This is a genomic window from Streptomyces sp. NPDC031426 (assembly GCF_055581585.1).
This window is the reverse complement of record NZ_JBVIJE010000010.1, coordinates 152367-174626: the sequence shown is the minus strand read 5'-3', so window position 1 is coordinate 174626 and position 22260 is coordinate 152367. Positions and strand designations below refer to the sequence as shown.

At 70.8% G+C, this 22260-nt stretch carries 20 protein-coding genes; 17 read left to right on the top strand and 3 right to left on the bottom strand.

What is annotated here, in order from left to right; translation table 11 throughout:
- Positions 1–21: 21 nt before the first annotated feature.
- A complete protein-coding gene (locus ACZ5NH_RS22450) occupies positions 22–222 on the top strand; it encodes a hypothetical protein (protein ID WP_468777567.1) in 201 nt (66 codons plus the stop codon).
- 6 nt (positions 223–228) lie between these two features.
- Here the strand turns inward: ACZ5NH_RS22450 and ACZ5NH_RS22445 are convergent, their stop codons facing one another.
- Positions 229–1698: a cytosine permease gene (locus tag ACZ5NH_RS22445; protein WP_468777565.1), complete on the bottom strand. Its 1470-nt coding sequence runs from the start codon at positions 1696–1698 to the stop codon at positions 229–231.
- Between the two features lie 361 nt (positions 1699–2059).
- On the opposite strand from ACZ5NH_RS22445, the gene ftsY reads away from it, so the two are divergent.
- Positions 2060–3262, top strand: a complete 1203-nt coding sequence (gene ftsY / locus ACZ5NH_RS22440; protein WP_468777564.1) for a signal recognition particle-docking protein FtsY — start codon at positions 2060–2062, stop codon at positions 3260–3262.
- 220 nt (positions 3263–3482) lie between these two features.
- Here the strand turns inward: ftsY and ACZ5NH_RS22435 are convergent, their stop codons facing one another.
- A complete protein-coding gene (locus ACZ5NH_RS22435) occupies positions 3483–4139 on the bottom strand; it encodes a bifunctional DNA primase/polymerase (RefSeq protein WP_388628057.1) in 657 nt (218 codons plus the stop codon).
- A 457-nt stretch (positions 4140–4596) separates the two neighbouring features.
- Between ACZ5NH_RS22435 and nsdA the strand changes: the two genes are divergently transcribed.
- The 6 genes from nsdA (at position 4597) to ftsH (ending at position 14292) form a co-directional block, all read left to right on the top strand.
- Positions 4597–6075 (top strand): transcriptional repressor NsdA, encoded by a 1479-nt coding sequence (nsdA, locus tag ACZ5NH_RS22430; protein WP_468777561.1) that lies wholly within the window; start codon positions 4597–4599, stop codon positions 6073–6075.
- A gap of 343 nt (positions 6076–6418) precedes the next feature.
- The gene (locus ACZ5NH_RS22425; RefSeq protein WP_468777559.1) at positions 6419–7762 is read left to right on the top strand and encodes an ammonium transporter; all 1344 of its coding nucleotides are present in this window, start codon (positions 6419–6421) and stop codon (positions 7760–7762) included.
- On the top strand, positions 7759–8097 hold the full coding sequence (locus ACZ5NH_RS22420; protein ID WP_030990174.1) for a P-II family nitrogen regulator: 339 nt from the start codon (positions 7759–7761) through the stop codon (positions 8095–8097). The genes ACZ5NH_RS22425 and ACZ5NH_RS22420 overlap by 4 nt, the downstream gene beginning before the upstream one ends.
- A 29-nt stretch (positions 8098–8126) precedes the next feature.
- The gene (locus ACZ5NH_RS22415) at positions 8127–10568 is read left to right on the top strand and encodes a [protein-PII] uridylyltransferase (protein ID WP_388628049.1); all 2442 of its coding nucleotides are present in this window, start codon (positions 8127–8129) and stop codon (positions 10566–10568) included.
- A 108-nt stretch (positions 10569–10676) separates the two neighbouring features.
- A complete protein-coding gene (ffh, locus tag ACZ5NH_RS22410) occupies positions 10677–12224 on the top strand; it encodes a signal recognition particle protein (protein ID WP_388628047.1) in 1548 nt (515 codons plus the stop codon).
- Between the two features lie 127 nt (positions 12225–12351).
- A complete protein-coding gene (gene ftsH, locus ACZ5NH_RS22405; RefSeq protein WP_468777556.1) occupies positions 12352–14292 on the top strand; it encodes an ATP-dependent zinc metalloprotease FtsH in 1941 nt (646 codons plus the stop codon).
- 8 nt (positions 14293–14300) lie between these two features.
- Here ftsH and ACZ5NH_RS22400 read toward each other — a convergent pair whose 3' ends face one another.
- Positions 14301–15308: an SAM-dependent methyltransferase gene (locus ACZ5NH_RS22400; protein ID WP_468777761.1), complete on the bottom strand. Its 1008-nt coding sequence runs from the start codon at positions 15306–15308 to the stop codon at positions 14301–14303.
- Between the two features lie 677 nt (positions 15309–15985).
- On the opposite strand from ACZ5NH_RS22400, the gene ACZ5NH_RS22395 reads away from it, so the two are divergent.
- The 9 genes from ACZ5NH_RS22395 (at position 15986) to lepB (ACZ5NH_RS22355) (ending at position 22259) form a co-directional block, all read left to right on the top strand.
- Entirely contained in the window at positions 15986–16582 is a 597-nt protein-coding gene (locus ACZ5NH_RS22395) for a hypothetical protein (RefSeq protein WP_388628043.1), read from the top strand.
- Between the two features lie 315 nt (positions 16583–16897).
- Positions 16898–17317 (top strand): 30S ribosomal protein S16, encoded by a 420-nt coding sequence (rpsP, locus tag ACZ5NH_RS22390; RefSeq protein WP_184970374.1) that lies wholly within the window; start codon positions 16898–16900, stop codon positions 17315–17317.
- A 5-nt stretch (positions 17318–17322) separates the two neighbouring features.
- The gene (locus ACZ5NH_RS22385; protein WP_003973401.1) at positions 17323–17562 is read left to right on the top strand and encodes an RNA-binding protein; all 240 of its coding nucleotides are present in this window, start codon (positions 17323–17325) and stop codon (positions 17560–17562) included.
- Between the two features lie 103 nt (positions 17563–17665).
- Positions 17666–18217, top strand: coding sequence for a ribosome maturation factor RimM (rimM, locus tag ACZ5NH_RS22380; RefSeq protein WP_451553024.1), 552 nt, complete (start codon positions 17666–17668; stop codon positions 18215–18217).
- Entirely contained in the window at positions 18217–19050 is an 834-nt protein-coding gene (gene trmD / locus ACZ5NH_RS22375) for a tRNA (guanosine(37)-N1)-methyltransferase TrmD (RefSeq protein ID WP_388628038.1), read from the top strand. The genes rimM and trmD overlap by 1 nt, the downstream gene beginning before the upstream one ends.
- Positions 19051–19185: 135 nt before the next feature.
- Complete coding sequence (rplS, locus tag ACZ5NH_RS22370) at positions 19186–19536, top strand: 50S ribosomal protein L19 (protein ID WP_055704359.1); 351 nt, start codon at positions 19186–19188, stop codon at positions 19534–19536.
- Positions 19537–19581: 45 nt separating this feature from the next.
- Complete coding sequence (gene lepB / locus ACZ5NH_RS22365) at positions 19582–20277, top strand: signal peptidase I (protein WP_468777553.1); 696 nt, start codon at positions 19582–19584, stop codon at positions 20275–20277.
- Positions 20270–21361, top strand: a complete 1092-nt coding sequence (lepB, locus tag ACZ5NH_RS22360) for a signal peptidase I (protein ID WP_451553027.1) — start codon at positions 20270–20272, stop codon at positions 21359–21361. The genes lepB (ACZ5NH_RS22365) and lepB (ACZ5NH_RS22360) overlap by 8 nt, the downstream gene beginning before the upstream one ends.
- The gene (lepB, locus tag ACZ5NH_RS22355; RefSeq protein ID WP_468777551.1) at positions 21249–22259 is read left to right on the top strand and encodes a signal peptidase I; all 1011 of its coding nucleotides are present in this window, start codon (positions 21249–21251) and stop codon (positions 22257–22259) included. Before lepB (ACZ5NH_RS22360) ends, lepB (ACZ5NH_RS22355) begins: the two co-directional genes overlap by 113 nt.
- Position 22260 lies beyond the last annotated feature (1 nt).

Genomic DNA, 22260 nt, shown 5'->3' with positions numbered 1-22260 from the left:
GAGAGGAGTTAGGGTCGCGGGATGAGCGAAGCCGTACCCGCGGATCCGCGGGCCGAGGCGGGGCGTGGCCGGGTCGCGCTGTGGCTGGACCCGGACGACCTGCGGTGGTCGGCCGGCCACCGCTGCTGCCCCGCCGACGCCGACCAGGAGACCCGGGATCGCTGCTCCCGGCTCCGCTTCCGGGCGAGTGCCGCCCTGGACAAGAGCGGCCTGCCCGGCTGAGGCCCGTCACACGGAGGCGGTCGCGCGCTCCTCGGCCGGTTCGGCGAGCTCGGCCGGCTCGGCGGCCCCCGCCGGCTTCGTCACCGCCGGCTTCGGCAGCGCCAGGTACAGCAGGCCCGAGATCACGATCGTGGCGACCCAGCCGAGGCCGTACTCGCCGATGACGTTGTTCTTCGCGAGCGGGCCGGTGAACCAGTCCGAGGTCGTGAACATCAGTCCCGACACCAGGCCGATCGCCCAGGCGGCCACCGCCGCGGGGGAGAAGCCGCCCTTGTACCAGTAGGCGCTGGTGCGGGTGGTGTCCGTCATGGCGCGGCCGTCGTACTCGGTACGGCGCAGCATGTCCGCGCCGAAGACACCGACCCAGGCGGAGAAGGCGACCGCCAGCAGCGACAGGAAGGCGATGAACGAGCCCATGAAGCTCGTCGCCACCAGCATCAGCACACCACCGAAGACCAGCGAGATCACGGCGTTCACCGAGACCGCCCAGTGCCGCGGCACCTTGATGCCGAGGGTCTGCGCGGTGAAGCCCGCCGAGTACATCGACATCGAGTTGATCAGCAGCATGCCGATCAGCGCGATGAACAGGTACGGCACCGCGATCCACGTCGGCAGGATCTCACCGAGGAAGGAAACCGGGTCGGTGGCCGAGGCCAGGTCCGGCGTGGACACCGCCATCACCGCGCCCATCAGGACCATGGGCAGCACGACGATGCCGGCACCGCCGACCGCCGTACCGACGATCGCCTTCGACGACGCCGTACGCGGCAGGTAGCGGGTGAAGTCCGGAGCCGTCGGGATCCAGCTGACACCGCCCGCCGCGATCATGCCGACACCGGTGATCACCGCGGCCGTGGAGCCGCCGCCGTGGTGCAGCACCTTCGACCAGTCGGTGTTCGCCACGAGATAGACCAGGACCAGCACCGAGAAGACGCCGAAGAGATAGGTGGCGTACTTGTTGCACTTCTGCACGGCGTTGATGCCGAGGCCCGAGATCGCGAAGGTCGCCACGACGAACACCAGCAGCATCACCATGTCCAGCACGCTGTTCGCCTTGATGCCGAACAGGATGTCCAGGATGGTGAGCATCGCGTAGGCGCCGGTGACCGCGTTGATCGTCTCCCAGCCCCAGCGCGCGACCCAGATCAGCGAACCGGGCAGCAGATTGCCGCGCTGGCCGAAGACCGCGCGCGAGAGCGCCATGCCGGGCGCGCCGCCGCGCTTGCCGGCGATACCGATCAGACCGACCAGGCCGTACGACACGACCGGCGCCGCCACGGCGACGACGAGCGCCTGCCAGATGTTCAGGTGGTACGCCACGACCAGGCTCGCGCCCATCGTCAGCAGGAGCACGCTGATGTTGGCGCCGACCCAGGTGGGGAACAGTTCACGGGTCTTCGCGGTGCGCTCGTGATCGGGGACCTGCTCGATACCTCGGGTCTCGAGAGCGCCTTCGGTCTCGACGGTTTTGCTCATGAAAAAGGGGCACCAGACGTGGGGGGACAGGGACGGTCGGGACTCTACGCGCGTCGACAGAGTCGCCACCATCGTACTTTTCTCCGAGTTCTGGTAATAAGTGGCGTTTGTCTCTCGGAGGAAGCCACAACCGGCTCCTGCGGCGAGGGCGTGTCACGGCCCACCGTATGAACCGTGACACGCACTGGGTGACGCTGCTTCGCGTACCCGACGGTCCTGATACTGGACCCGTTGTGACTCCGCCCATGTGGGCTTCCGGCCGACGCGAGGTCGGACCGCGGGCCAGCCCGGCCCGGCGGGCCAGTGGCCCCTGCGCGTACAACGAACAGGCCGATCGGGGGTCACGCATACTGGCCTTGTTATGGAAACCGTCATCCTTGCTGTAGTCATCGCCGTGGTCGTGCTCGCGGCACTCGGCGGGCTGGTGGTGGGCACCCGGCGCAAGAAGCCGCTGCCGCCGCCGCCTCCGAAGACGCCCGACATCACCGCGCCCCCGGCCGAGCCGCACATCGGCGAAGAGGCCGAGACGCCGCGCGAAGAACCGCGCCGGACCATCGAGGAGGTGGATCTCCCCGGCGGCCCCGCACCGGTCGTCGTGGAGGAGCCTCCCGCTGTCGCGGCTCCCGAGATCGAGATCCCGGAGCCCACCGCGGGCCGGCTGGTACGGCTGCGCGCCCGCCTGTCCCGTTCCCAGACCGCCCTCGGCAAGGGCCTGCTCACGCTGCTCTCGCGCGAGCACCTGGACGACGAGACCTGGGAGGAGATCGAGGACACGCTGCTCACCGCCGACGTCGGCGTGCAGCCCACCCAGGAGCTGGTCGAGAGCCTGCGCGAGCGCGTGAAGGTCCTCGGCACCCGCACCCCCGAGGAGCTGCGCAGCCTGCTGCGCGAGGAGCTGCTCAAGGTCGTCGGCACGGAGTTCGACCGCACGGTCAAGACCGAGCCCGCGGACCGCAAGCCCGGCATCGTGATGGTCGTCGGCGTCAACGGCACCGGCAAGACCACCACCACCGGCAAGCTCGCGCGCGTGCTCGTCGCGGACGGCCGTACGGTCGTGCTCGGCGCCGCCGACACCTTCCGTGCCGCCGCCGCCGACCAGCTCCAGACCTGGGGCGAGCGCGTCGGGGCCTACACCGTGCGCGGCCCGGAGGCCGGCGACCCCGCCTCCGTCGCCTTCGACGCGGTCAAGGAAGGCAAGGAGATGGGGGTCGACGTCGTCCTCATCGACACCGCCGGCCGCCTGCACACCAAGACCGGCCTCATGGACGAGCTCGGGAAGGTCAAGCGGGTCGTGGAGAAGCACGCGCCGCTGGACGAGGTGCTGCTCGTCCTGGACGCCACCACCGGCCAGAACGGCCTGGTGCAGGCCCGCGTCTTCGCGGAGGTCGTGGACATCACCGGCATCGTGCTGACCAAGCTGGACGGCACGGCCAAGGGCGGCATCGTCGTCGCGGTCCAGCGCGAGCTGGGCGTGCCGGTCAAGCTGGTCGGCCTCGGCGAGGGCGCGGACGATCTCGCGCCGTTCGAGCCGGAGGCGTTCGTGGACGCGCTGATCGGGGACTGACTGGTCACCGAACCCGGTAGCTGACAGGAAGCGCCCGCCCCAAGGTGCAGTTGGGTCGGGCGCTGCTGCTTTTGCGCCTAAGCCGGCGCCGCTTTCGCGGACGTGGTTGCTCGCCGTCGTGGTGTCTCAATTGATGGTTGCTGTGATCGGGGGCAGGGGAGAACTAGGACCGCACCGGGCCGAGGCCGAGCTGGAGGCGTTCGTGGACGATGCGACTGGTCTACGCCCGCGACCGGTGTGCCACGTACGCCAGCGTGCCCAGCAGCAGGCGGGCCGCCGGAGGGCGGGTCGCCGAGTCCAGTGCGGGTGGGCGCAGCCAGCGGACCGGGCCCAGGCCGCCCCGGTCGGAGGGCGGCGCGGTGATGTGCGTGCCGGGGCCGAGGCCGCGCAGGTCCAGGGCCGAGGGGTCGTCCCAGCCCATGCGGTACAGCAGCCGGGGGAGCTCCGCGGCGGCGCCGGGCGCGACGAAGAAGTGGGCGCGGCCGTCCGGGGTCGCGGTCACCGGACCGAGGGGGAGTCCCATCCGCTCCAGGCGGGCCAGGGCGCGGCGCCCGGCGGCCTCGGAGACCTCGACGACGTCGAACGCCCGGCCCACCGGAAGCATCGCCGCGGCACCCGGGAACTCCGACCACGCCTTGCTCACCTCGTCCAGCGTGGCCCCGGCCGGCACCTGGGGCGCGAAGTCCAGCGGATGCGCCCCCGGCGCCGGGCAGTCGGCGTGTCCGCACGAGCAGACGCCCGCCGCGGCCCGCGCTCCCGGCACCACGTCCCAGCCCCACAACCCGGTGAACTCGGCGACAGCGGTGCACTCCGACGCACGGCCGCGCCGGCGCGTGCCGGAGCGGATCTCGCGAATGCCGCCGATCGTGAAGCCCATGCCCCCTCCAACGGGTCCAGCGCGCCGGTGGTTACGACACGGAACGAGACGGAAGCGGAACGTAACGCTACGGCTCCGCCTTCCCCGGTCGACGCGCGGACAAGGCGGCGCCTTGAGGTGCAACGGGTGGCGCATCGGGGTATTCGCGCCCCCGCGTGCTTCACTCCGCCCACTTCCGGCCGTCCTATGTCAAGTGAATCGCGTACGGCCGACCGTGAGTTCATTCGAAGGGGTGGCGAATGGTGGCGTTTCCGGGATCCCGGTGGTTGGGCGGGTGATCGTAGGATTACTGTGAGTGCGCGAGTCCGGTCGGCATATGCATGGATGGGTATGCCGGAGGCGAGTCGCCAGCTCGTTCGAAGGGTGAGAACCGGCGGACAAGAGGCCGTATTTACCGGCATTCTGATAAGGCTTGGCCCACTCGACGACAAGTGGTCTCAGGGATGGGGGCGTTCCAGTGAGCGGCAACGGCGGTAGTGGAGCGAACGCTGACAGGCGCCCCAATGAGCTGCTCGGCTCGTGGTTCGTGCGCAGCGGCTGGTCCAAGGGCGAGTTGGCCCGCCAGGTGAACCGCCGGGCGCGCCAGCTGGGCGCCAACCACATCTCCACCGACACCTCGCGCGTGCGCCGCTGGCTGGACGGGGAGAACCCGCGCGAGCCGATCCCGCGCATCCTCTCGGAGCTGTTCTCCGAACGCTTCGGCTGTGTGGTCTCCGTCGAGGACCTCGGCCTGCGCGCCGCCCGCCAGTCGCCCTCCGCGTCGGGAGTCGACCTGCCCTGGACGGCCCCGCAGACGGTCGCCCTGCTCAGCGAGTTCTCGCGCAGCGACCTGATGCTGGCCCGGCGCGGCTTCCTCGGCACCTCGCTGGCGCTGTCCGCCGGCCCCTCCCTCATCGAGCCCATGCAGCGCTGGCTCGTCCCGAGCCCCGGGTCCCCGGTCGCCGTCGAGCCGGAGCCCGTCCTCGACACCCGCAGGCCCGGCCGGCTGTCCGAGCCCGAACTGGATCTGCTGGAGTCCACCACGCGCATGTTCCGGCAGTGGGACGCCCAGTGCGGCGGCGGCCTGCGCCGCAAGGCGGTCGTCGGCCAGTTGCACGAGGTCACCGACCTGCTCCAGGAACCCCAGCCCGAGGCCACCACCCGCAAGCTCTTCAAGGTCGCCGCCGAGCTCGCCGAACTGGCCGGCTGGATGTCGTACGACGTGGGACTCCAGCCGACCGCGCAGAAGTACTTCGTCCTCGCCCTGCACGCGGCCAAGGAGGCCGGCGACAAGCCCCTCGGCTCGTACATCCTCTCCAGCATGAGCCGCCAGATGATCCATCTCGGCCGGCCCGACGACGCCCTGGAGCTGATCCACCTCGCCCAGTACGGCAGCCGGGACTGCGCGAGCCCGCGCACCCAGTCCATGCTGTATGCGATGGAGGCCCGCGCGTACGCCAACATGGGCCAGCCCGGCAAGACCAAGCGCGCGGTCCGCATGGCCGAGGACACCTTCGCCGAGGCCGACGAGTGGGACGAGCCGGACCCCGACTGGATCCGCTTCTTCTCCGAGGCCGAGCTGTACGGCGAGAACTCCCACTCCTTCCGCGACCTCGCCTACGTCGCCGGACGCAGCCCCACCTACGCCTCCCTCGCCGAGCCGCTGATGCGGAAGGCGGTGGAGAAGTTCGCGGAGGACGGCGAGCACCAGCGGTCGTACGCGCTGAACCTGATCGGCATGGCCACCGTGCACCTGCTCCAGCGTGAGCCCGAGCGGAGCACTGACTATGCCGCCCAGGCCATGGAGATCGCCAAGAAGGTCCGCTCTGAGCGTGTGAACACTCGTATTCGAAAGACGGTCGACACGGCCGTACGGGACTACGGCGATCTCGCCGTCGTCGTCGACCTCACCGATCAGCTCGCCGCCGACCTGCCGGAAACCGCCGAAGCGGTCTGACACACCCGGCTCCCCCGCCCCGGCCGCGGCCGGTCCTCCCGAACTGCCCGACTCGGCTCCCCCACGCCAGGTCATCGGAGAGGCCCCGCCGCGGCCGGCCTGTGTCACGGCAGGCCCGCCGGCGTTGGTTGCGTCACGATAACGATCGGCAAGCCGCGAATCCGGCGGTTCATCCAGGCGTAACAAGCAGGGCGCCTTCGTCACCCCGGCGAAACAACGAGGGGCTTCCACCGAAACCGCGCTGCGCCAATCTCATGGCGCATAACCGGCCCACACCCCACGACCCGCCGGACCGCTCAGGCACCGCCCGCACGGGGCCGTACCAACCGACGAGGAGACGCCGATGGCTCCAGCCATCATGCTTGCGGCGGACGCACCCAAGCTGTCGTCCGCCAACACAGGCTTCATGCTGATCGCTTCCGCCCTGGTGCTGATCATGACGCCGGGTCTTGCCTTCTTCTACGGGGGCATGGTCCGCGTCAAGAGCACCCTGAACATGCTGATGATGAGCTTCATCAGCATGGGCATCGTCACCATTCTGTGGGTGCTCTACGGCTTCTCCCTCGCCTTCGGCACGAACAACGGCCTCATCGGCTGGGACTCCGACTGGTTCGGCCTGCGCAAGATCGGTCTGACGGAACTCTGGCCCGGCTACACCATCCCGATCTTCGTGTTCATGGTCTTCCAGATGATGTTCGCGATCATCACCCCGGCCCTGATAAGCGGCGCCCTCGCGGACCGCGTCAAGTTCTCGGCCTGGTCGCTCTTCATCGCCCTGTGGCTCACGCTCGTCTACGTTCCGGTCGCCCACTGGGTCTGGGGCGCCGACGGCTGGGCCTACAAGCTCGGCGTGATCGACTTCGCGGGTGGTACGGCGGTCCACATCAACGCGGGTGCGGCGGCGCTCGGTGTCATCCTCGTCATCGGCAAGCGCGTCGGCTTCAAGAAGGACCCGATGCGCCCGCACAGCCTCCCGCTGGTCATGCTCGGTGCCGGGCTCCTGTGGTTCGGCTGGTTCGGCTTCAACGCGGGCTCCTGGCTCGGCAACGACGACGGCGTCGGCGCGCTGATGTTCGTCAACACGCAGGTCGCCACCGCCGCCGCCATGCTGGCCTGGCTCGCCTACGAGAAGATCCGGCACGGCGCGTTCACCACGCTGGGCGCCGCCTCCGGCGCGGTCGCCGGCCTGGTCGCGATCACCCCGTCCGGCGGCGCGGTCTCCCCGCTCGGCGCGATCGCCGTCGGCGCCATCGCCGGTGTCGCCTGCGCCGCGGCCGTGGGCCTGAAGTTCAGGTTCGGCTACGACGACTCCCTCGACGTCGTCGGCGTCCACATGGTCGGCGGCATCATCGGCTCCCTGCTGATCGGCTTCTTCGCCACCGGCAAGGGCCAGTCCACCGCGACCGGTGTCTTCTACGGCGACCACTCCTTCACCCAGCTGTGGAAGCAGTGCGCCGGTGTCGGCGCGGTCCTCGCGTACTCGCTGATCGTCTCCGCGGTCCTCGCCTTCCTGCTCGACAAGACGATCGGCATGCGGGTCACCGAGGACGAGGAGATCTCGGGCATCGACCAGGCCGAGCACGCCGAGACCGCCTACGACTTCAGCGGCACCGGCGGCGGTGTCATCGGCTCCGTCGCCCACGCCCCGGCCCTGGCCGCCACGCAGACCAAGAAGGTGGACGCATGAAGCTCATCACCGCCGTCGTCAAGCCCCACCGGCTGGATGAGATCAAGGAGGCCCTGCAGGCCTTCGGCGTGCACGGCCTGACGGTCACCGAGGCCAGCGGTTACGGTCGTCAGCGGGGCCACACCGAGGTCTACCGCGGTGCCGAGTACACCGTCGACCTGGTCCCGAAGATCCGCATAGAGGTCCTGGCCGAGGACGACGACGCCGAGCAGCTGATCGAGGTCATCGTCAAGGCGGCCCGCACCGGCAAGATCGGTGACGGCAAGGTCTGGTCCCTGCCGGTCGAGACGGCCGTACGGGTCCGCACCGGCGAGCGCGGTCCGGACGCGCTCTGACCTCAACTTTCGAGAACGGGAGTCGCTGGGTGACGGGAACGGACGAGCGGATGGCAGAGGACTCGGGACCCAGCGGCTACGCGGCGGCCCGGCTGCGCCTCCTCACCGAGGGGGCGCGGTCCGGGCCGCCGCGCCGTGCCGCCCTCGCGGAACTGACCGACGACTGGCTCGCCGGGCTGTTCAAGGCGGCCGCCGAGGGATTCCCGGGCGCCTGTCTGGTCGCCGTCGGCGGCTACGGCCGCGGCGAGCTCTCCCCGCGCAGCGACCTCGACCTGCTCCTGCTGCACGACGGCAGTGACCCCAAGGCGGTCGCCGCGCTGGCCGACCGCCTGTGGTATCCGATCTGGGACCTGGGCCTCGCCCTCGACCACTCCGTGCGCACCCCGGCGGAGGCCCGCAGGACCGCCGGGGAGGATTTGAAAGTCCAACTCGGCCTCCTGGACGCCCGCCACCTGGCCGGCGACCTGGGCCTCACCGCCGGCCTGCGTACGGCCGTCCTCGCCGACTGGCGCAACCAGGCCCCCAAACGCCTCCCCGAACTCCAGGAACTCTGCGCCGAGCGCGCCGAGCGCCAGGGCGAGCTGCAGTACCTGCTGGAACCCGACCTCAAGGAGGCCCGCGGCGGCCTGCGGGACGCCACCGCCCTGCGCGCCGTAGCCGCCTCCTGGCTCGCCGACGCCCCCCGCGAGGGCCTCGCGGACGCCCGCCGCCGGCTGCTCGACGTACGGGACGCGCTGCACCTGGCCACCGGCCGGGCCACCGACCGGCTCGCGCTCCAGGAGCAGGACCAGGTCGCGGCCGAGCTGGGCCTGCTGGACGCGGACACCCTGCTACGGCAGGTCTACGAGGCGGCGCGGGTCATCTCGTACGCCAGCGACGTCACCTGGCGCGAGGTGGGGCGCGTGCTGCGCTCGCGCGCCGTCCGTCCCCGCCTGCGCGCCATGCTGGGCGGGGGAAAGCCCGTCGCCGAGCGCTCCCCACTCGCCGAGGGCGTGGTGGAGCAGGACGGCGAGGTGGTGCTCGCCCGCGCCGCACGCCCCGAACGCGACCCCGTGCTCCCCCTGCGCGCCGCGGCCGCCGCCGCGCAGGCCGGCCTCCCGCTCTCCCTGCACGCCGTACGGCGCATGGCCGCCACCGCGCGCCCTCTGCCCACGCCCTGGCCCGCCGAGGCCCGTGAGCAGCTGGTGACGCTGCTCGGCTCCGGCCGGCCGACGGTCGACGTCTGGGAGGCACTGGAGGCGGAGGGCCTGATCAGCCGCCTGCTGCCGGACTGGGAACGGGTCCGCTGCCGCCCGCAGCGCAACGCCGTCCATATGTGGACGGTCGATCGGCACCTGATCGAGACGGCCGTGCGCGCCTCCGAACTGACCCGTCGGGTCAGCCGCCCGGACCTCCTCCTGGTCGCCGCCCTGCTGCACGACATCGGCAAGGGCTGGCCCGGCGACCACTCGGTGGCCGGCGAGATCATCGCCAAGGACGTGGCGGCCCGGATCGGCTTCGACCGCGCGGACGTGGGCGTGCTGTCCGCCCTGGTCCGCCATCACCTGCTGCTGATCGAGACGGCCACCCGCCGCGACCTGGACGACCCGGCCACCGTCCGCTCGGTCGCCGAGGCGGTCGGCACCCAGAGCACCCTGGAGCTGCTGCACGCCCTGACCGAGGCCGACGCCCTCGCCACCGGCCCCGCGGCCTGGTCCTCCTGGCGCGGCTCGCTCGTCGCCGACCTGGTCCGGCGGGTCTCCGCGGTGCTCGCCGGCGACGCCCCCGACGAGCCGGAGCCCGCCGCGCCCACGGCCGAGCACGAACGGCTGGCGATCGAGGCGTACCGTACGGGCGGTCCGGTGCTCGCACTGCGCGCCCAGCGGGAACCGGTCACCGAGGAGGAGTCCGCCCAGGAACCCCTCGGCGTCGAGCTGGTCATCGCCGTACCCGACCAGCCCGCCGTCCTGCCCGCCGTCGCCGGTGTCCTCGCCGTGCACCGGCTCACCGTCCGCACGGCCGAGCTGCGCGCCCTGCGCCTGCCCGACGACGTCGACGACGGCTCGGTGCTGCTGCTCAACTGGCGGGTCGCCGCCGAGTACGGCTCCCTGCCGCAGGCCACCCGGCTGCGCGCCGACCTCGTCCGCGCCCTGGATGCCACCCTGGACATCGCCGGCCGGCTCGCCGAACGGGACGCGGCCTATCCGAGGCGCCGCGGCTGGGTGGCCCCGCCGCCGAGGGTGACCGTCGCTCCGGCGGCCTCCCACCACGCCACGGTGATCGAGGTCCGTGCCCAGGACGCCCCGGGCCTGCTGTACCGGATCGGGATGGCCCTGGAGAAGGCGGGGGTGCGGGTGCGGAGCATGCATGTGTCGACGCTGGGTTCCAACGCGGTGGACGCCTTCTACGTCACGACCGGCGCGGGCGAGCCGCTGCCGGGAGCGGACGCCGGGTCGCTGGCACGGGTCCTGGAGGAGACGCTGCGGGCGTGACCGTGTGTCCCTGGTCGCGAACAGAGCAGGCGGGGACGATTTGCTTGCGGGGCCGGATACCCTGGAGGGCAGCCCGAACTGACTCCGACCTCGAGGACCGACGCCACCGTGTTCGATACCCTCTCCGACCGCCTCAGCGCGACTTTCAAGAATCTCCGCGGCAAGGGGCGCCTCAGCGAGGCGGACATCGACGCCACGGCGCGCGAGATCCGTATCGCGCTCCTCGAAGCGGACGTCGCCCTCCCAGTCGTCCGGACCTTCATCAAGAACGTCAAGGAGCGGGCGCTCGGCGCCGAGGTCTCCAGGGCGCTGAACCCGGCCCAGCAGGTTCTGAAGATCGTCAACGACGAACTCGTCACCATCCTCGGCGGCGAGACCCGGCGGCTGCGCTTCGCCAAGCAGCCGCCCACCGTGATCATGCTGGCGGGTCTGCAGGGTGCCGGTAAGACCACCCTGGCGGGCAAGCTCGCCAAGTGGCTCAAGGAGCAGGGCCACTCGCCGCTGCTGGTCGCCGCCGACCTCCAGCGCCCGAACGCCGTCAACCAGCTGAGCGTCGTCGCCGAGCGCGCCGGCGTCGCCGTCTACGCGCCGGAGCCGGGCAACGGCATCGGTGACCCGGTCAAGGTCGCCAAGGACTCCATCGACTTCGCGAAGTCCAAGGTCCACGACATCGTGATCGTGGACACCGCCGGCCGCCTCGGCATCGACGCCGAGATGATGCAGCAGGCCGCGGACATCCGCGACGCCGTCTCCCCGGACGAGATCCTGTTCGTCGTCGACGCGATGATCGGTCAGGACGCCGTCAACACCGCCGAGGCCTTCCGCGACGGCGTCGGCTTCGACGGCGTGGTGCTCTCCAAGCTCGACGGTGACGCCCGCGGTGGTGCCGCCCTGTCGATCCGGCAGATCACCGGCAAGCCGATCATGTTCGCGTCGAACGGCGAGAAGCTCGACGACTTCGACGCCTTCCACCCGGACCGGATGGCCTCCCGCATCCTCGACCTGGGTGACCTGCTCACCCTGATCGAGCAGGCGGAGAAGACCTTCAGCCAGGAAGAGGCCGCCAAGATGGCCTCGAAGCTGGCGTCCAAGAAGGGCCAGGACTTCACCCTGGACGACTTCCTGGCCCAGATGGAGCAGGTCCGGAAGATGGGCTCCATCTCCAAGCTGCTCGGCATGCTCCCGGGCATGGGCCAGATCAAGGACCAGATCCAGAACATCGACGAGCGGGACGTCGACCGCACCGCCGCGATCATCAAGTCGATGACCCCGGGCGAGCGCCAGGACCCGACGATCATCAACGGCTCCCGCCGCGCCCGTATCGCCAAGGGTTCGGGTGTCGAGGTCGGCGCGGTGAAGAACCTGGTCGAGCGGTTCTTCGAGGCCCGCAAGATGATGTCCCGCATGGCCCAGGGCGGCGGCATGCCGGGCATGCCCGGGATCCCGGGCATGGGCGGCGGTCCCGGCCGGCAGAAGAAGCAGCAGAAGAAGGCCAAGGGCAAGCAGCGCTCCGGCAACCCGATGAAGCGCAAGCAGCAGGAGCTGGAGGAGGCCCAGCGCCGCGAGGCCGCCGCACAGGGCGGCGCCTTCGGGCTGCCGCAGCAGGGCGGTCAGGACTTCGAGCTGCCGGACGAGTTCAAGAAGTTCATGGGCTGAGTCCCGAGCCACACGGTCATCGCGTTCATCGGCTGAGCGCCGGTTCGTACGTCCTTGAGGGCGCCCCCCGCCGAGGGGGGCGCCCTCAGCGCGTGCCGAGGTCCGCCGTATGCCTTAACGTCCAGATATGAGCGATGCGGCGCCACCACGCAAGACTCCTGATCAACCGTGGCGCACCGAGGGCACCCCCGACGAATCGCCCCGGCGGCCCGGCGGCGGACGGATCCGCGGCGGAAAGTGGTGGGGGCTGCTCGTCACCGCGGTGATCGTCTTCCTGCTGGCCTATGTCGGACTGAACTATCTCGGCCAGGGCAACCAGCCGACCATCTCGTACACCGAGTTCAGCCGGCAGGTCGGCGCCGGCAACGTCGCGAAGATCTACTCCAAGGGCGACGCGATCCAGGGCCAGCTCAGGACCGCGCAGGCCAACCCCGAGGGCGGCGGGAAGTACACCAGGTTCAAGACGCAGCGCCCGGCCTTCGCGAACGACAGGCTCTGGCAGAACCTGACCAGCCACGGGGTGACGGTGACCGCGCGGCCGGTCGTGCAGGAGCGCAGCCTCCTGGCCAACGTGCTGATGTCCCTGATCCCGATCGCGGTCCTGGTCGTGGTGTGGATCTTCTTCGCGCGGCGGCTCGGCGGGGCCCTGCCCGGCATGGGCGGCCTCTTCGGCCGCCGGGCGCCGCCCAAACCGGTCGGGCTGCGGCCGGGCACCGAGCGCACGACCTTCGCGGACGTGGCCGGCATCGACGAGGTCAAGGGCGAACTGGACGACGTCGTCGACTTCCTGGAGCACCCCGACGTCTACCGCCGGATGGGCGCGAAGCTGCCCCGCGGTGTGCTGCTCGCAGGCCCGCCCGGCACCGGCAAGACCCTGCTCGCACGCGCGGTCGCGGGCGAGGCCGGCGTGCCCTTCTTCTCCGCCTCGGCGTCCGAGTTCATCGAGATGATCGTCGGCGTCGGCGCGTCCCGCGTCCGCGAACTCTTCGCCGAGGCCCGGAAGGTGGCGCCGTCGATCATCTTCATCGACGAGATCGACACCATCGGCCGGGCGCGCGCCGGCGGCGCTTCCATGAGCGGGCACGACGAGCGCGAGCAGACGCTGAACCAGATCCTGACGGAAATGGACGGCTTCTCGGGCGCGGAGGGCGTGATCGTCGTCGCCGCGACCAACCGCGCGGACATCCTGGACCCGGCCCTGACCCGTCCCGGCCGCTTCGACCGGGTGGTCAACGTGGCCCCGCCGGACCGGGCCGGGCGCGAGTCGATCCTGCGCATCCACACCCGGGACATCCCGCTCGCGCCCGACGTCGACCTGACCCAGCTGGCCCGTGTCACCCCGGGCATGACGGGCGCGGATCTGGCGAATCTCGCCAACGAGGCCGCGCTGCTCGCGGTGAAGCGCAAGCAGGAGCAGGTGACCGCCTCGGACATGTCCGAGGCGCTGGAGAAGGTCCAGCTGGGGGCCGAGCGCACCCTCGTGATGCCCGAGGAGGACCGCCGGCGCACCGCCTACCACGAGAGCGGCCACGCCCTCCTGGGCATGCTGCAGCCCGGCGCCGACCCGGTCCGCAAGATCACCATCGTGCCGCGCGGCCGGGCTCTCGGCGTGACCATGTCCACGCCCGAGGTGGAGCGGTACGCCCACTCGGAGGAGTACCTGCGCGGTCGCATCATCGGCGCCCTGGGCGGGATGGCGGCCGAGGAGGTCGTCTACGGAGTGGTCACCACGGGTGCGGAGAACGACCTCGAACAGGTCACCAACATCGCGCGCGGGATGGTGGCCCGCTGGGGCATGAGTGAGCGGGTGGGCCGCCTGTCCGCCCTCCCGAGCGATGCCCAGCAGGCCTACGGCCTCTCCGCCGCCCCGCAGACCCTCGATGTGATCGACGCCGAGATGCGCCGGATCGTGGACGAGTGCTACGAGGAGGCGTGCCGCAAACTCCGCGACCACCGCGGCCAGTTGGACGCCCTCGCGCAGGCGCTGCTGGAGAACGAGACGCTGGAGGAGGCGGACGCGTACCGGATCGCCGGGATCACGCGCCTCACCAAGGACAGCGAGGTCTGAAAGGCTCGCTAGGGCACGCGCGCGACGAGGTAACGGAAGACGTTCGGCATCCACACGGTCCCGTCCGGGCGCCGGTACGGGTGCAGGGCCTCCGTCAGCTCCTTGTCGACCTGCTTGGCGTCCGTCGCCGCGATCGCCGCGTCGAACAGACCGGTCGACAGCAGCCCCCGTACGGCGCTGTCGACATCGGCGTACCCGAACGGACAGGCCACCCGCCCCGAGCCGTCCGGCTTCAGCCCCGCCCGCTGGGCGACCTCCTCCAGGTCGTCGCGCAGGGCGGGCCGCCAGCTGCGCGCGCTGCGCAGCGGATCGGCCAGTTTGGTCGCCACCCGCAGCACCGAGGAGGTGGCGCAGCGCTCCGGCGGACCCCAGCCGGCCAGCACCACCGCGGCCCCGCGCGCCGCCAGCGGCAGCGCCTCCGCCAGCAGCTCACCGAGCCCCTCGGAGTCGCCCGCGAGACACCCGATCGGCTCGAAGACGGTCACCAGGGTGTAGGCGGCGGTCTCCACCCCGGCCGCGTCCCGTGGTGAACCCGCGACGAGCTGCACGGCACGCGCGCGTGGCCCGCCGCTCGCGCCGCGCGCCCTGCCGTCGCCGTGCGGAGCGCGCCCGGCGTCGCCGCGTGCACCGGACTCGGCGGGCTCACCGGCGCGGTGTGCACCGGGGACCCCGCGCTCACCGCCGCCTCCGTTCCGCGTCCCGGCCCGACCGGGGCCGTCACCGCTGCCCCCTGGCGTACCGGGTCCGCCGGGGAAACCCGGCCCGCCACGACTGCCGCCGTGCTCCCCGGGCCGGCCGAAGGCGTTCCCGTCGGTGCCGCGCGAGGCGCCCGGCAGCAGGCGTTCGCGGGCGAGGGCGAGCCGCTCGGGCGAGGCGGCGTCGACACCGGTGACGCCGGCACCTCTGCCGGCCGCCAGCAGCAGCGCGAGCCCGGCGCCGCAGCGCAAGCCCAGCAGCCGGGTGGCGGGGCCCACTTCGAGCCGTTCGTAGACGGCTTCGTAGAGCGGCACCAGCATCCGCTCCTGGATCTCGGACCAGTCACGCGCGCGTGCGCACAGGTCCACGCGGGGTGCGGAATCCGCGTGAGGCATGTGCTGCCGCACGAGCGTAGGTGTCATAGGTAAGCGCCCCAATCCGCCGAGAGTTCACCGCTGTGCCCGGTTGCGTGGCCCCCGTGCCGTGCGCGCGCACTTCCCACGTATGCCAGGTAACTCCCGGCTAGCTGCCCCGTCCAGGGGTCGTGGGGCCCTGCTTGGGCTCCGGGCGCGGGTGTGGCGAGATTTCACGTCCCGGCAATCTGGATGGCCGTACGGTGTCCGCTCCGGGGGAACGAGCCGGTGCCGGGGGTCGGACGGCGGACGGTAACGCCACGCGCGTCGCTGACGCTGACCGGAGTGAGACTTCACGACGAGAGCGGCCGAAACGTCTCTTGCGCAACAGCCGACCACCCCTGCGCCGGGGTCTGGACACCAAGCCAGCGGGCGGCCCGCAGGGCCTCGTTCGAGGGCGGTGGTGGGCGACGGGTGGGCGTAGCGCGGACTACGCACCAGCTTGGTATGAGCTGTGCGGCTTCTCCGCAGATCAGCGCACCCGCCCTCGTCCGGACGCATCAGCGGCAACTGACTGGTACGTGCAAATTATTTGGGATGCCCCGGAATAGGAACACATTCGAGCCCCCGCTCGTTGTCATTACGTGAGCACGACACAGACACCCCCTGTTCTCGCCGCAGAGCTGGCGCAGGCGTGGGCCGACATTCAGCGGTACCACCCCGAGCTGCCGGACCTTGCCGCGCCAGAATCCCTGATCGGAGAGTCGTCGTCCGCCTGCGGACACGAGCTCTCCTTCGAGCGACTGCTCCATGAGGCAGTCCACGGCATCGCCGCCGCCCGTGGGATCCGCGACACCTCCCGCGCCGGCCGCTACCACAACCGCCGTTTCCTCGCGATCGCCGAGGAGCTGGGCCTCGACCACCCCGAGGAGCCGCACCCGAGCAGCGGTTTCTCGCTGGTCACGCTCAACCCCGAGGCCAAGCGGCGCTACCGCCCGACCATGGAGCGGCTGCAGCGCGCCCTGAAGGCCCACACGGCGGCGACCTCCTCGGACACCACCCGCAGCTTCCGCGGCCCGGCCGCCCGGCACGGCTCCTCCGGCGGCGGTGTCCGGGTCAAGGCGGTCTGCGACTGCGGTCGCAACGTCCGCGTGGTCCCCTCGGTCCTGGCCCAGGCGCCCATCGTCTGCGGCGGCTGCGGCAAGCCGTTCAGAATCCCGGAGGTCGCGGGAGCCGCATGATCGCGAGCCGCGGAAGTACCGGCATCTCGTGGGTGCCGGGGCTGCGGACGGCGACCGCGCGGTACCGGGCAGCGCACCCGACGTGACCTCACCTCCACGCCGGGTGCCTGCCAGGCATGCCCGAAGCCGAAGCTCATCGACCCACCCTCGGCCGGGAGCGACCCACAGGGTGTGGCACAATGGCTAGCTGTACTCGACAGCCGCACAGGACCCCTCTCTCCTCCGGCTGACGCGTCCATCGGGCACTCGGGTACCGCAACCCCACGCGGCAGCTCGCCGTGCCCAACCACGTCAAATCCAGGAGAACCCACTCCCGTGGCAGTCAAGATCAAGCTGAAGCGTCTGGGCAAGATCCGTTCGCCTCACTACCGCATCGTCGTCGCCGACTCCCGTACCCGCCGTGACGGCCGGGCCATCGAGGAGATCGGCAAGTACCACCCGACCTACAACCCGTCGGTCATCGAGGTGGACGCCGACCGCGTGGCGTACTGGCTGGGTGTCGGCGCGCAGCCGACCGAGCCCGTGCTCGCCATCCTGAAGAAGACCGGCGACTGGCAGAAGTTCAAGGGCGAGCCCGCCCCGGCGCCGCTGCTCGTCGCCGAGCCGAAGGCCGCGCGTCCGTCGTTCGAGGCTCTCGGCGGTGACGACGAGGGCAAGGGTGAGGCGATCACCCAGAAGAAGAAGGCTGAGAAGAAGGACGAGGCGGCCGCCGAGTCCGAGTCGACCGAGGCCTGAGCAGCATGCTCGAAGAGGCGCTTGAGCACCTCGTGAAGGGCATCGTCGACAACCCTGACGATGTGCAGGTCGCCTCGCGCAACCTGCGCCGCGGGCGCGTGCTCGAGGTCCGGGTCCACCCGGACGACCTCGGCAAGGTGATCGGCCGCAACGGCCGCACCGCGCGTGCCCTGCGCACCGTCGTGGGCGCCATCGGCGGTCGCGGTGTCCGCGTCGACCTCGTCGACGTGGACCACGTCCGCTGACGCTTCATCGCAACCGGCTCGGGCCGGGGAGGGCCAATGGCCGTCCCCGGCCCGCAGTCGTATGAGCAGGACGCCGGCAGGAGATGACAGGAGAATTGGACACGTGCAGCTGGTAGTCGCACGGATCGGCCGTGCCCATGGCATCAAGGGCGAGGTCACCGTCGAGGTACGCACCGACGAGCCGGAACTCAGGCTCGCGCCCGGCGCCGTACTCGCCACGGACCCCGCCTCCGCGGGACCGCTGACCATCGAGACGGGGCGCGTCCACAGCGGCCGCCTCCTCCTGCGCTTCGAGGGCGTCACCGACCGCAACGCCGCCGAGGCCCTGCGCAACACCCTCCTGATCGCCGAGGTCGACCCGGAGGAGCTGCCCGAGGGCGAGGACGAGTACTACGACCACCAGCTCATCGACCTGGACGTGGTCACCGAGGACGGGACGGAGGTCGGCCGGATCACCGAGATCTCGCACCTGCCCTCCCAGGACCTGTTCATCGTCGAGCGCCCCGACGGGACCGAGGTCATGATCCCCTTCGTGGAGGAGATCGTCACCGAGATCGACCTGGAGGAGCAGAAGGCGGTCATCGCCCCGCCGCCCGGTCTGATCGACGACCGCGCGGAGATCGCGTCCCCCCGCGACACCGGGGAAGAGTCGTAATGCGCCTCGACGTCGTCACGATCTTCCCCGAGTACCTGGACCCGCTGAACGTCTCCCTCGTCGGCAAGGCACGCGCGCGTGGGCAGCTCGATGTCCAGGTCCACGATCTGCGCGCCTGGACGTACGACCGCCACAACACCGTCGACGACACGCCCTACGGCGGCGGCCCCGGCATGGTCATGAAGACCGAGCCCTGGGGAGACGCCCTGGACACGATCCTCGCCGACGGCTACGAGACCGGCGCCCAGGCCCCCGCGCTGATCGTCCCCACCCCCAGCGGCCGCCCCTTCACCCAGGAGCTGGCCGTGGAGCTCTCCGAGCGCCCCTGGCTGATCTTCACACCGGCCCGCTACGAGGGCATCGACCGGCGCGTCATGGACGAGTACGCCACGCGCGTGCCCGTCTACGAGGTCTCCATCGGCGACTATGTGCTGGCCGGCGGCGAGGCGGCCGTCCTGGTCATCACGGAGGCCGTCGCCCGGCTGCTGCCCGGCGTCCTCGGCAACGCCGAGTCGCACCGCGACGACTCCTTCGCGCCGGGCGCGATGGCGAGCCTCCTGGAAGGTCCCGTCTACACCAAGCCGCCCGTCTGGCGCGGCCGGGACATCCCGGACGTGCTGCTCAGCGGCCACCACGGGAAGATCGCCCGCTGGCGCCGCGACGAGGCCCTCAGGCGTACGACCGCCAACCGGCCCGACCTGATCGAGCGCTGTGACCCCAAGGCCTTCGACAAGAAGGACCGCGAGATGCTCTCCATCCTGGGCTGGGAACCGGACCCGGAAGGCCACCCGTACGGCCGATTTTGGCGGCGGGCCGAGGGCATGGAAGAATAGACCGCTGTTGTGCGCCCGTCCGGCGTGCGCCCCTGCCACAGGGGGACACGACGCCCGCCCCGACCCGCACACGGCTTCGTGCAAACTCCTAGTTTCCGTTGATGACCTGTGGCATCAGCGAAGAAAGCAGACGAAATGTCTCACCTGCTCGACTCCGTCGACGCCGCGTCGCTGCGCAGCGACATCCCCGCCTTCCGCCCGGGTGACACCGTCAACGTCCACGTCCGCGTCATCGAGGGCAACCGCTCCCGTGTGCAGCAGTTCAAGGGCGTTGTGATCCGTCGCCAGGGCTCCGGTGTCCGCGAGACCTTCACGGTCCGCAAGGTCTCGTTCTCCGTCGGCGTCGAGCGCACCTTCCCGGTGCACACCCCGATCGTCGAGAAGATCGAGCTCGTCACCCGCGGTGACGTGCGTCGCGCCAAGCTGTACTACCTCCGTGACCTGCGCGGCAAGGCCGCGAAGATCAAGGAGAAGCGCGAGAGCTGAGCACTCTCCGGAGCCCATGGCCGGGCGGGATAGCATCTCGCCCCGATGGACACCGAAGCACAGCCGACGGAACGCGACCGCTCCTCCCACCCGGATTCCCCGGGCCCGGAGGGACGGTCGCGTTTCGCGTTGGTGGCGCGGATCGCCGACTGGCTGCCGGGCGGCCGGATCACCCTCACGCTCTTCCTCTGCCTGGCGTTTTTGCTCGTGCTCAACACTTTCGTGGTGCAACCGTTCCAGATTCCGAGCGGATCCATGGAACAGGGCTTGAGGATCGGGGACCGCGTTCTCGTAAATAAGTTGGCGTACCGTTTCGGTGCCCAGCCGCAGCGCGGCGACGTGATCGTGTTCGACGGTACGGGATATTTCGGGGACGCCGACTACATCAAGCGCGTGGTCGGTGTGGGGGGAGACCATGTGGTCTGCTGTGACAAGCAGGGGAGGATCGAGGTGAACGGCCGCGCCGTCGACGAGTCGGCGTTCCTCCATCCCGGGGACAGCGCCTCCAGCGTGCCCTTCGACGTCGTCGTTCCCGTCGGCCGTCTGTTCGTCCTCGGCGACCACCGCAGCGACTCCAGCGACTCCCGCGACCATCTCGGCTCGCCCGGCGGCGGCATGATCCCGGTCGGCGACGTCATCGGCCGCGCCGACTGGATCCTGTGGCCGTACGACCACTGGAAGCACCTGACGCGGCCCTCCGCCTACGCGCGCGTGCCCGGCCCGGAGGGCGCGCATGGGTAACCGCGGCAAACCGCGCGGGGCGCCCGGCAGCCCCGCCGACAATCTGCTGCCCACCGGATCGCGCCGCACCTCCGCGCCCGGCGGCGGCCGCACGCGCGCGGAGCGGCGGAAACTCCAGCGCAAGGTCAAACGCAAGCGCCGGCGTTCAGCCGTTCGGGAGATCCCTCTTCTGGCCGGTGTCGCCGTCCTCATAGCCCTCGTGCTGAAGACCTTCCTCGTCCAGGCGTTCGTGATCCCGTCCGGCTCGATGGAGCAGACGATCCGGATCGGCGACCGCGTCCTGGTCGACAAGCTCACCCCGTGGTTCGGCTCCAAGCCGCAGCGCGGGGACGTCGTCGTCTTCCACGACCCGGGCGGCTGGCTGGCCGACGAGCAGACGGCCAAGAAGCACGACCCGGTCGTCGTCAAGCAACTCAAGGAGGGCCTCACCTTCATCGGGCTGCTGCCCTCCGACAACGAGAAGGACCTGATCAAGCGGGTCATCGGGGTCGGTGGCGACCACGTCAAGTGCTGTGACAAGCAGGGCCGGGTCACCGTCAACGGGGTGCCGCTCACCGAGGGGGACTACATCTATCCGGGTGACGCTCCGTCCGCCCAGCCCTTCGACATCACCGTTCCCAAGGGCCGGTTGTGGGTCATGGGCGACCACCGGGGCAACTCCGCGGACTCCCGTTTCCACCAGGACACCCCGTACGGCGGAACGGTGTCCGAGAAATCCGTCGTCGGCCGGGCCGTCGCCATCGGCTGGCCGATCGGCCACTGGACACGCCTTCAGGAACCTAAAACCTTCGCAAGCGTGGCCGACTCCCCGTCTGGTGCGACCGCCGGTACCCCGCTGTCGCATAGGGTTGCCTCCGAGAATCCGAACGGAACGACCCAGCTCCCGACCCCTGCGGAACTCCCGCTCGTTATGGGAGTGGTGGGCCTGCGTCGTATGTGGTGCAGGCGGCGGCACAGAGTAAGGAGTTGGCGTGGGGGATGTGGCGGTTGGCGCACGGTCGGGGCACGACGGCGAGGAGCACCGCGGGCACCCCGTGGAAGCGAACACCCCCGTGCCGAACGGCGCCATGACTTCCGAGAATGACGCGGCGGGCGACGAGAGCGCGCCGGACGACGAGCAGCGGCCGAGGGCCGAGGGCGCGGGTGCGGGCGAGGCGGCGGACCGGCCGAGGAAGCCCCGCTCCTTCTGGAAGGAGCTGCCGATCCTCGTCGTGATCGCGCTCGTTCTGGCGCTGTTGATCAAGACGTTCCTGGTGCAGGCTTTCTCGATCCCGTCAGCCTCGATGCAGGACACCCTCCAGGTGGGCGACCGCGTCCTGGTCGACAAGCTCACCCCGTGGTTCGGCTCCAAGCCCGAGCGCGGCGAGGTCGTGGTCTTCCACGACCCGGACGACTGGCTGGCGGGCGAACCGGCAGCGAGCCCGAACGCCGTGCAGCAGGTCCTCAGCTGGATCGGCCTGATGCCGTCCGCCAACGAGAAGGACCTCATCAAGCGGGTGATCGGCGTCGGCGGCGACACGATCCAGTGCAAGGGCACCGGCCCGCTGCTGGTCAACGGCCATGCGCTGAACGAGCCGTACGTCTACCCCGGCAACACGCCGTGCACCGATGACGAGACGGGCGGCCAGTTCAAGGTGACGGTGCCTCAGGGCTACATCTGGGTGATGGGCGACCACCGCCAGAACTCCCGCGACTCTCGCTACAACCAGTCCGACAAGCACCACGGCATGGTCCCGGTCAGCGACGTCGTGGGCCGCGCGATCGTCAAGGCCTGGCCGATCAACCACTGGGGCACCCTGCCGATCCCGGACACCTTCGACCAGCCCGGCATCAGCGACCAGTCCTCGGCGTCCGCGGCCCTGACGGTGGCCCCGCAGGGCGTGGCCATCGTCGCGGTGCTGCCGCTGGCGGTGTGGCGGCGCCGGCGCGCGGACCGGCTGGAGTCCAAGGCCGAGCAGAAGACGGCCGCGGGCAGCAGGTGAC

Coding starts and splice junctions, on each gene's coding strand:
- ACZ5NH_RS22435 (WP_388628057.1), bottom strand. CDS start 4,139: ATGGGCTTCACGATCGGCGGCATTCGCGAGATCCGCTCCGGCACGCGC.
- ftsH (WP_468777556.1), top strand. CDS start 12,352: ATGAGCGATGCGGCGCCACCACGCAAGACTCCTGATCAACCGTGGCGC.
- ACZ5NH_RS22450 (WP_468777567.1), top strand. CDS start 22: ATGAGCGAAGCCGTACCCGCGGATCCGCGGGCCGAGGCGGGGCGTGGC.
- ACZ5NH_RS22425 (WP_468777559.1), top strand. CDS start 6,419: ATGGCTCCAGCCATCATGCTTGCGGCGGACGCACCCAAGCTGTCGTCC.
- lepB (WP_451553027.1), top strand. CDS start 20,270: ATGGGTAACCGCGGCAAACCGCGCGGGGCGCCCGGCAGCCCCGCCGAC.
- trmD (WP_388628038.1), top strand. CDS start 18,217: ATGCGCCTCGACGTCGTCACGATCTTCCCCGAGTACCTGGACCCGCTG.
- ftsY (WP_468777564.1), top strand. CDS start 2,060: ATGGAAACCGTCATCCTTGCTGTAGTCATCGCCGTGGTCGTGCTCGCG.
- ACZ5NH_RS22400 (WP_468777761.1), bottom strand. CDS start 15,308: ATGCTGGTGCCGCTCTACGAAGCCGTCTACGAACGGCTCGAAGTGGGC.
- lepB (WP_468777553.1), top strand. CDS start 19,582: ATGGACACCGAAGCACAGCCGACGGAACGCGACCGCTCCTCCCACCCG.
- ACZ5NH_RS22420 (WP_030990174.1), top strand. CDS start 7,759: ATGAAGCTCATCACCGCCGTCGTCAAGCCCCACCGGCTGGATGAGATC.
- ACZ5NH_RS22385 (WP_003973401.1), top strand. CDS start 17,323: ATGCTCGAAGAGGCGCTTGAGCACCTCGTGAAGGGCATCGTCGACAAC.
- ACZ5NH_RS22445 (WP_468777565.1), bottom strand. CDS start 1,698: ATGAGCAAAACCGTCGAGACCGAAGGCGCTCTCGAGACCCGAGGTATC.
- rplS (WP_055704359.1), top strand. CDS start 19,186: ATGTCTCACCTGCTCGACTCCGTCGACGCCGCGTCGCTGCGCAGCGAC.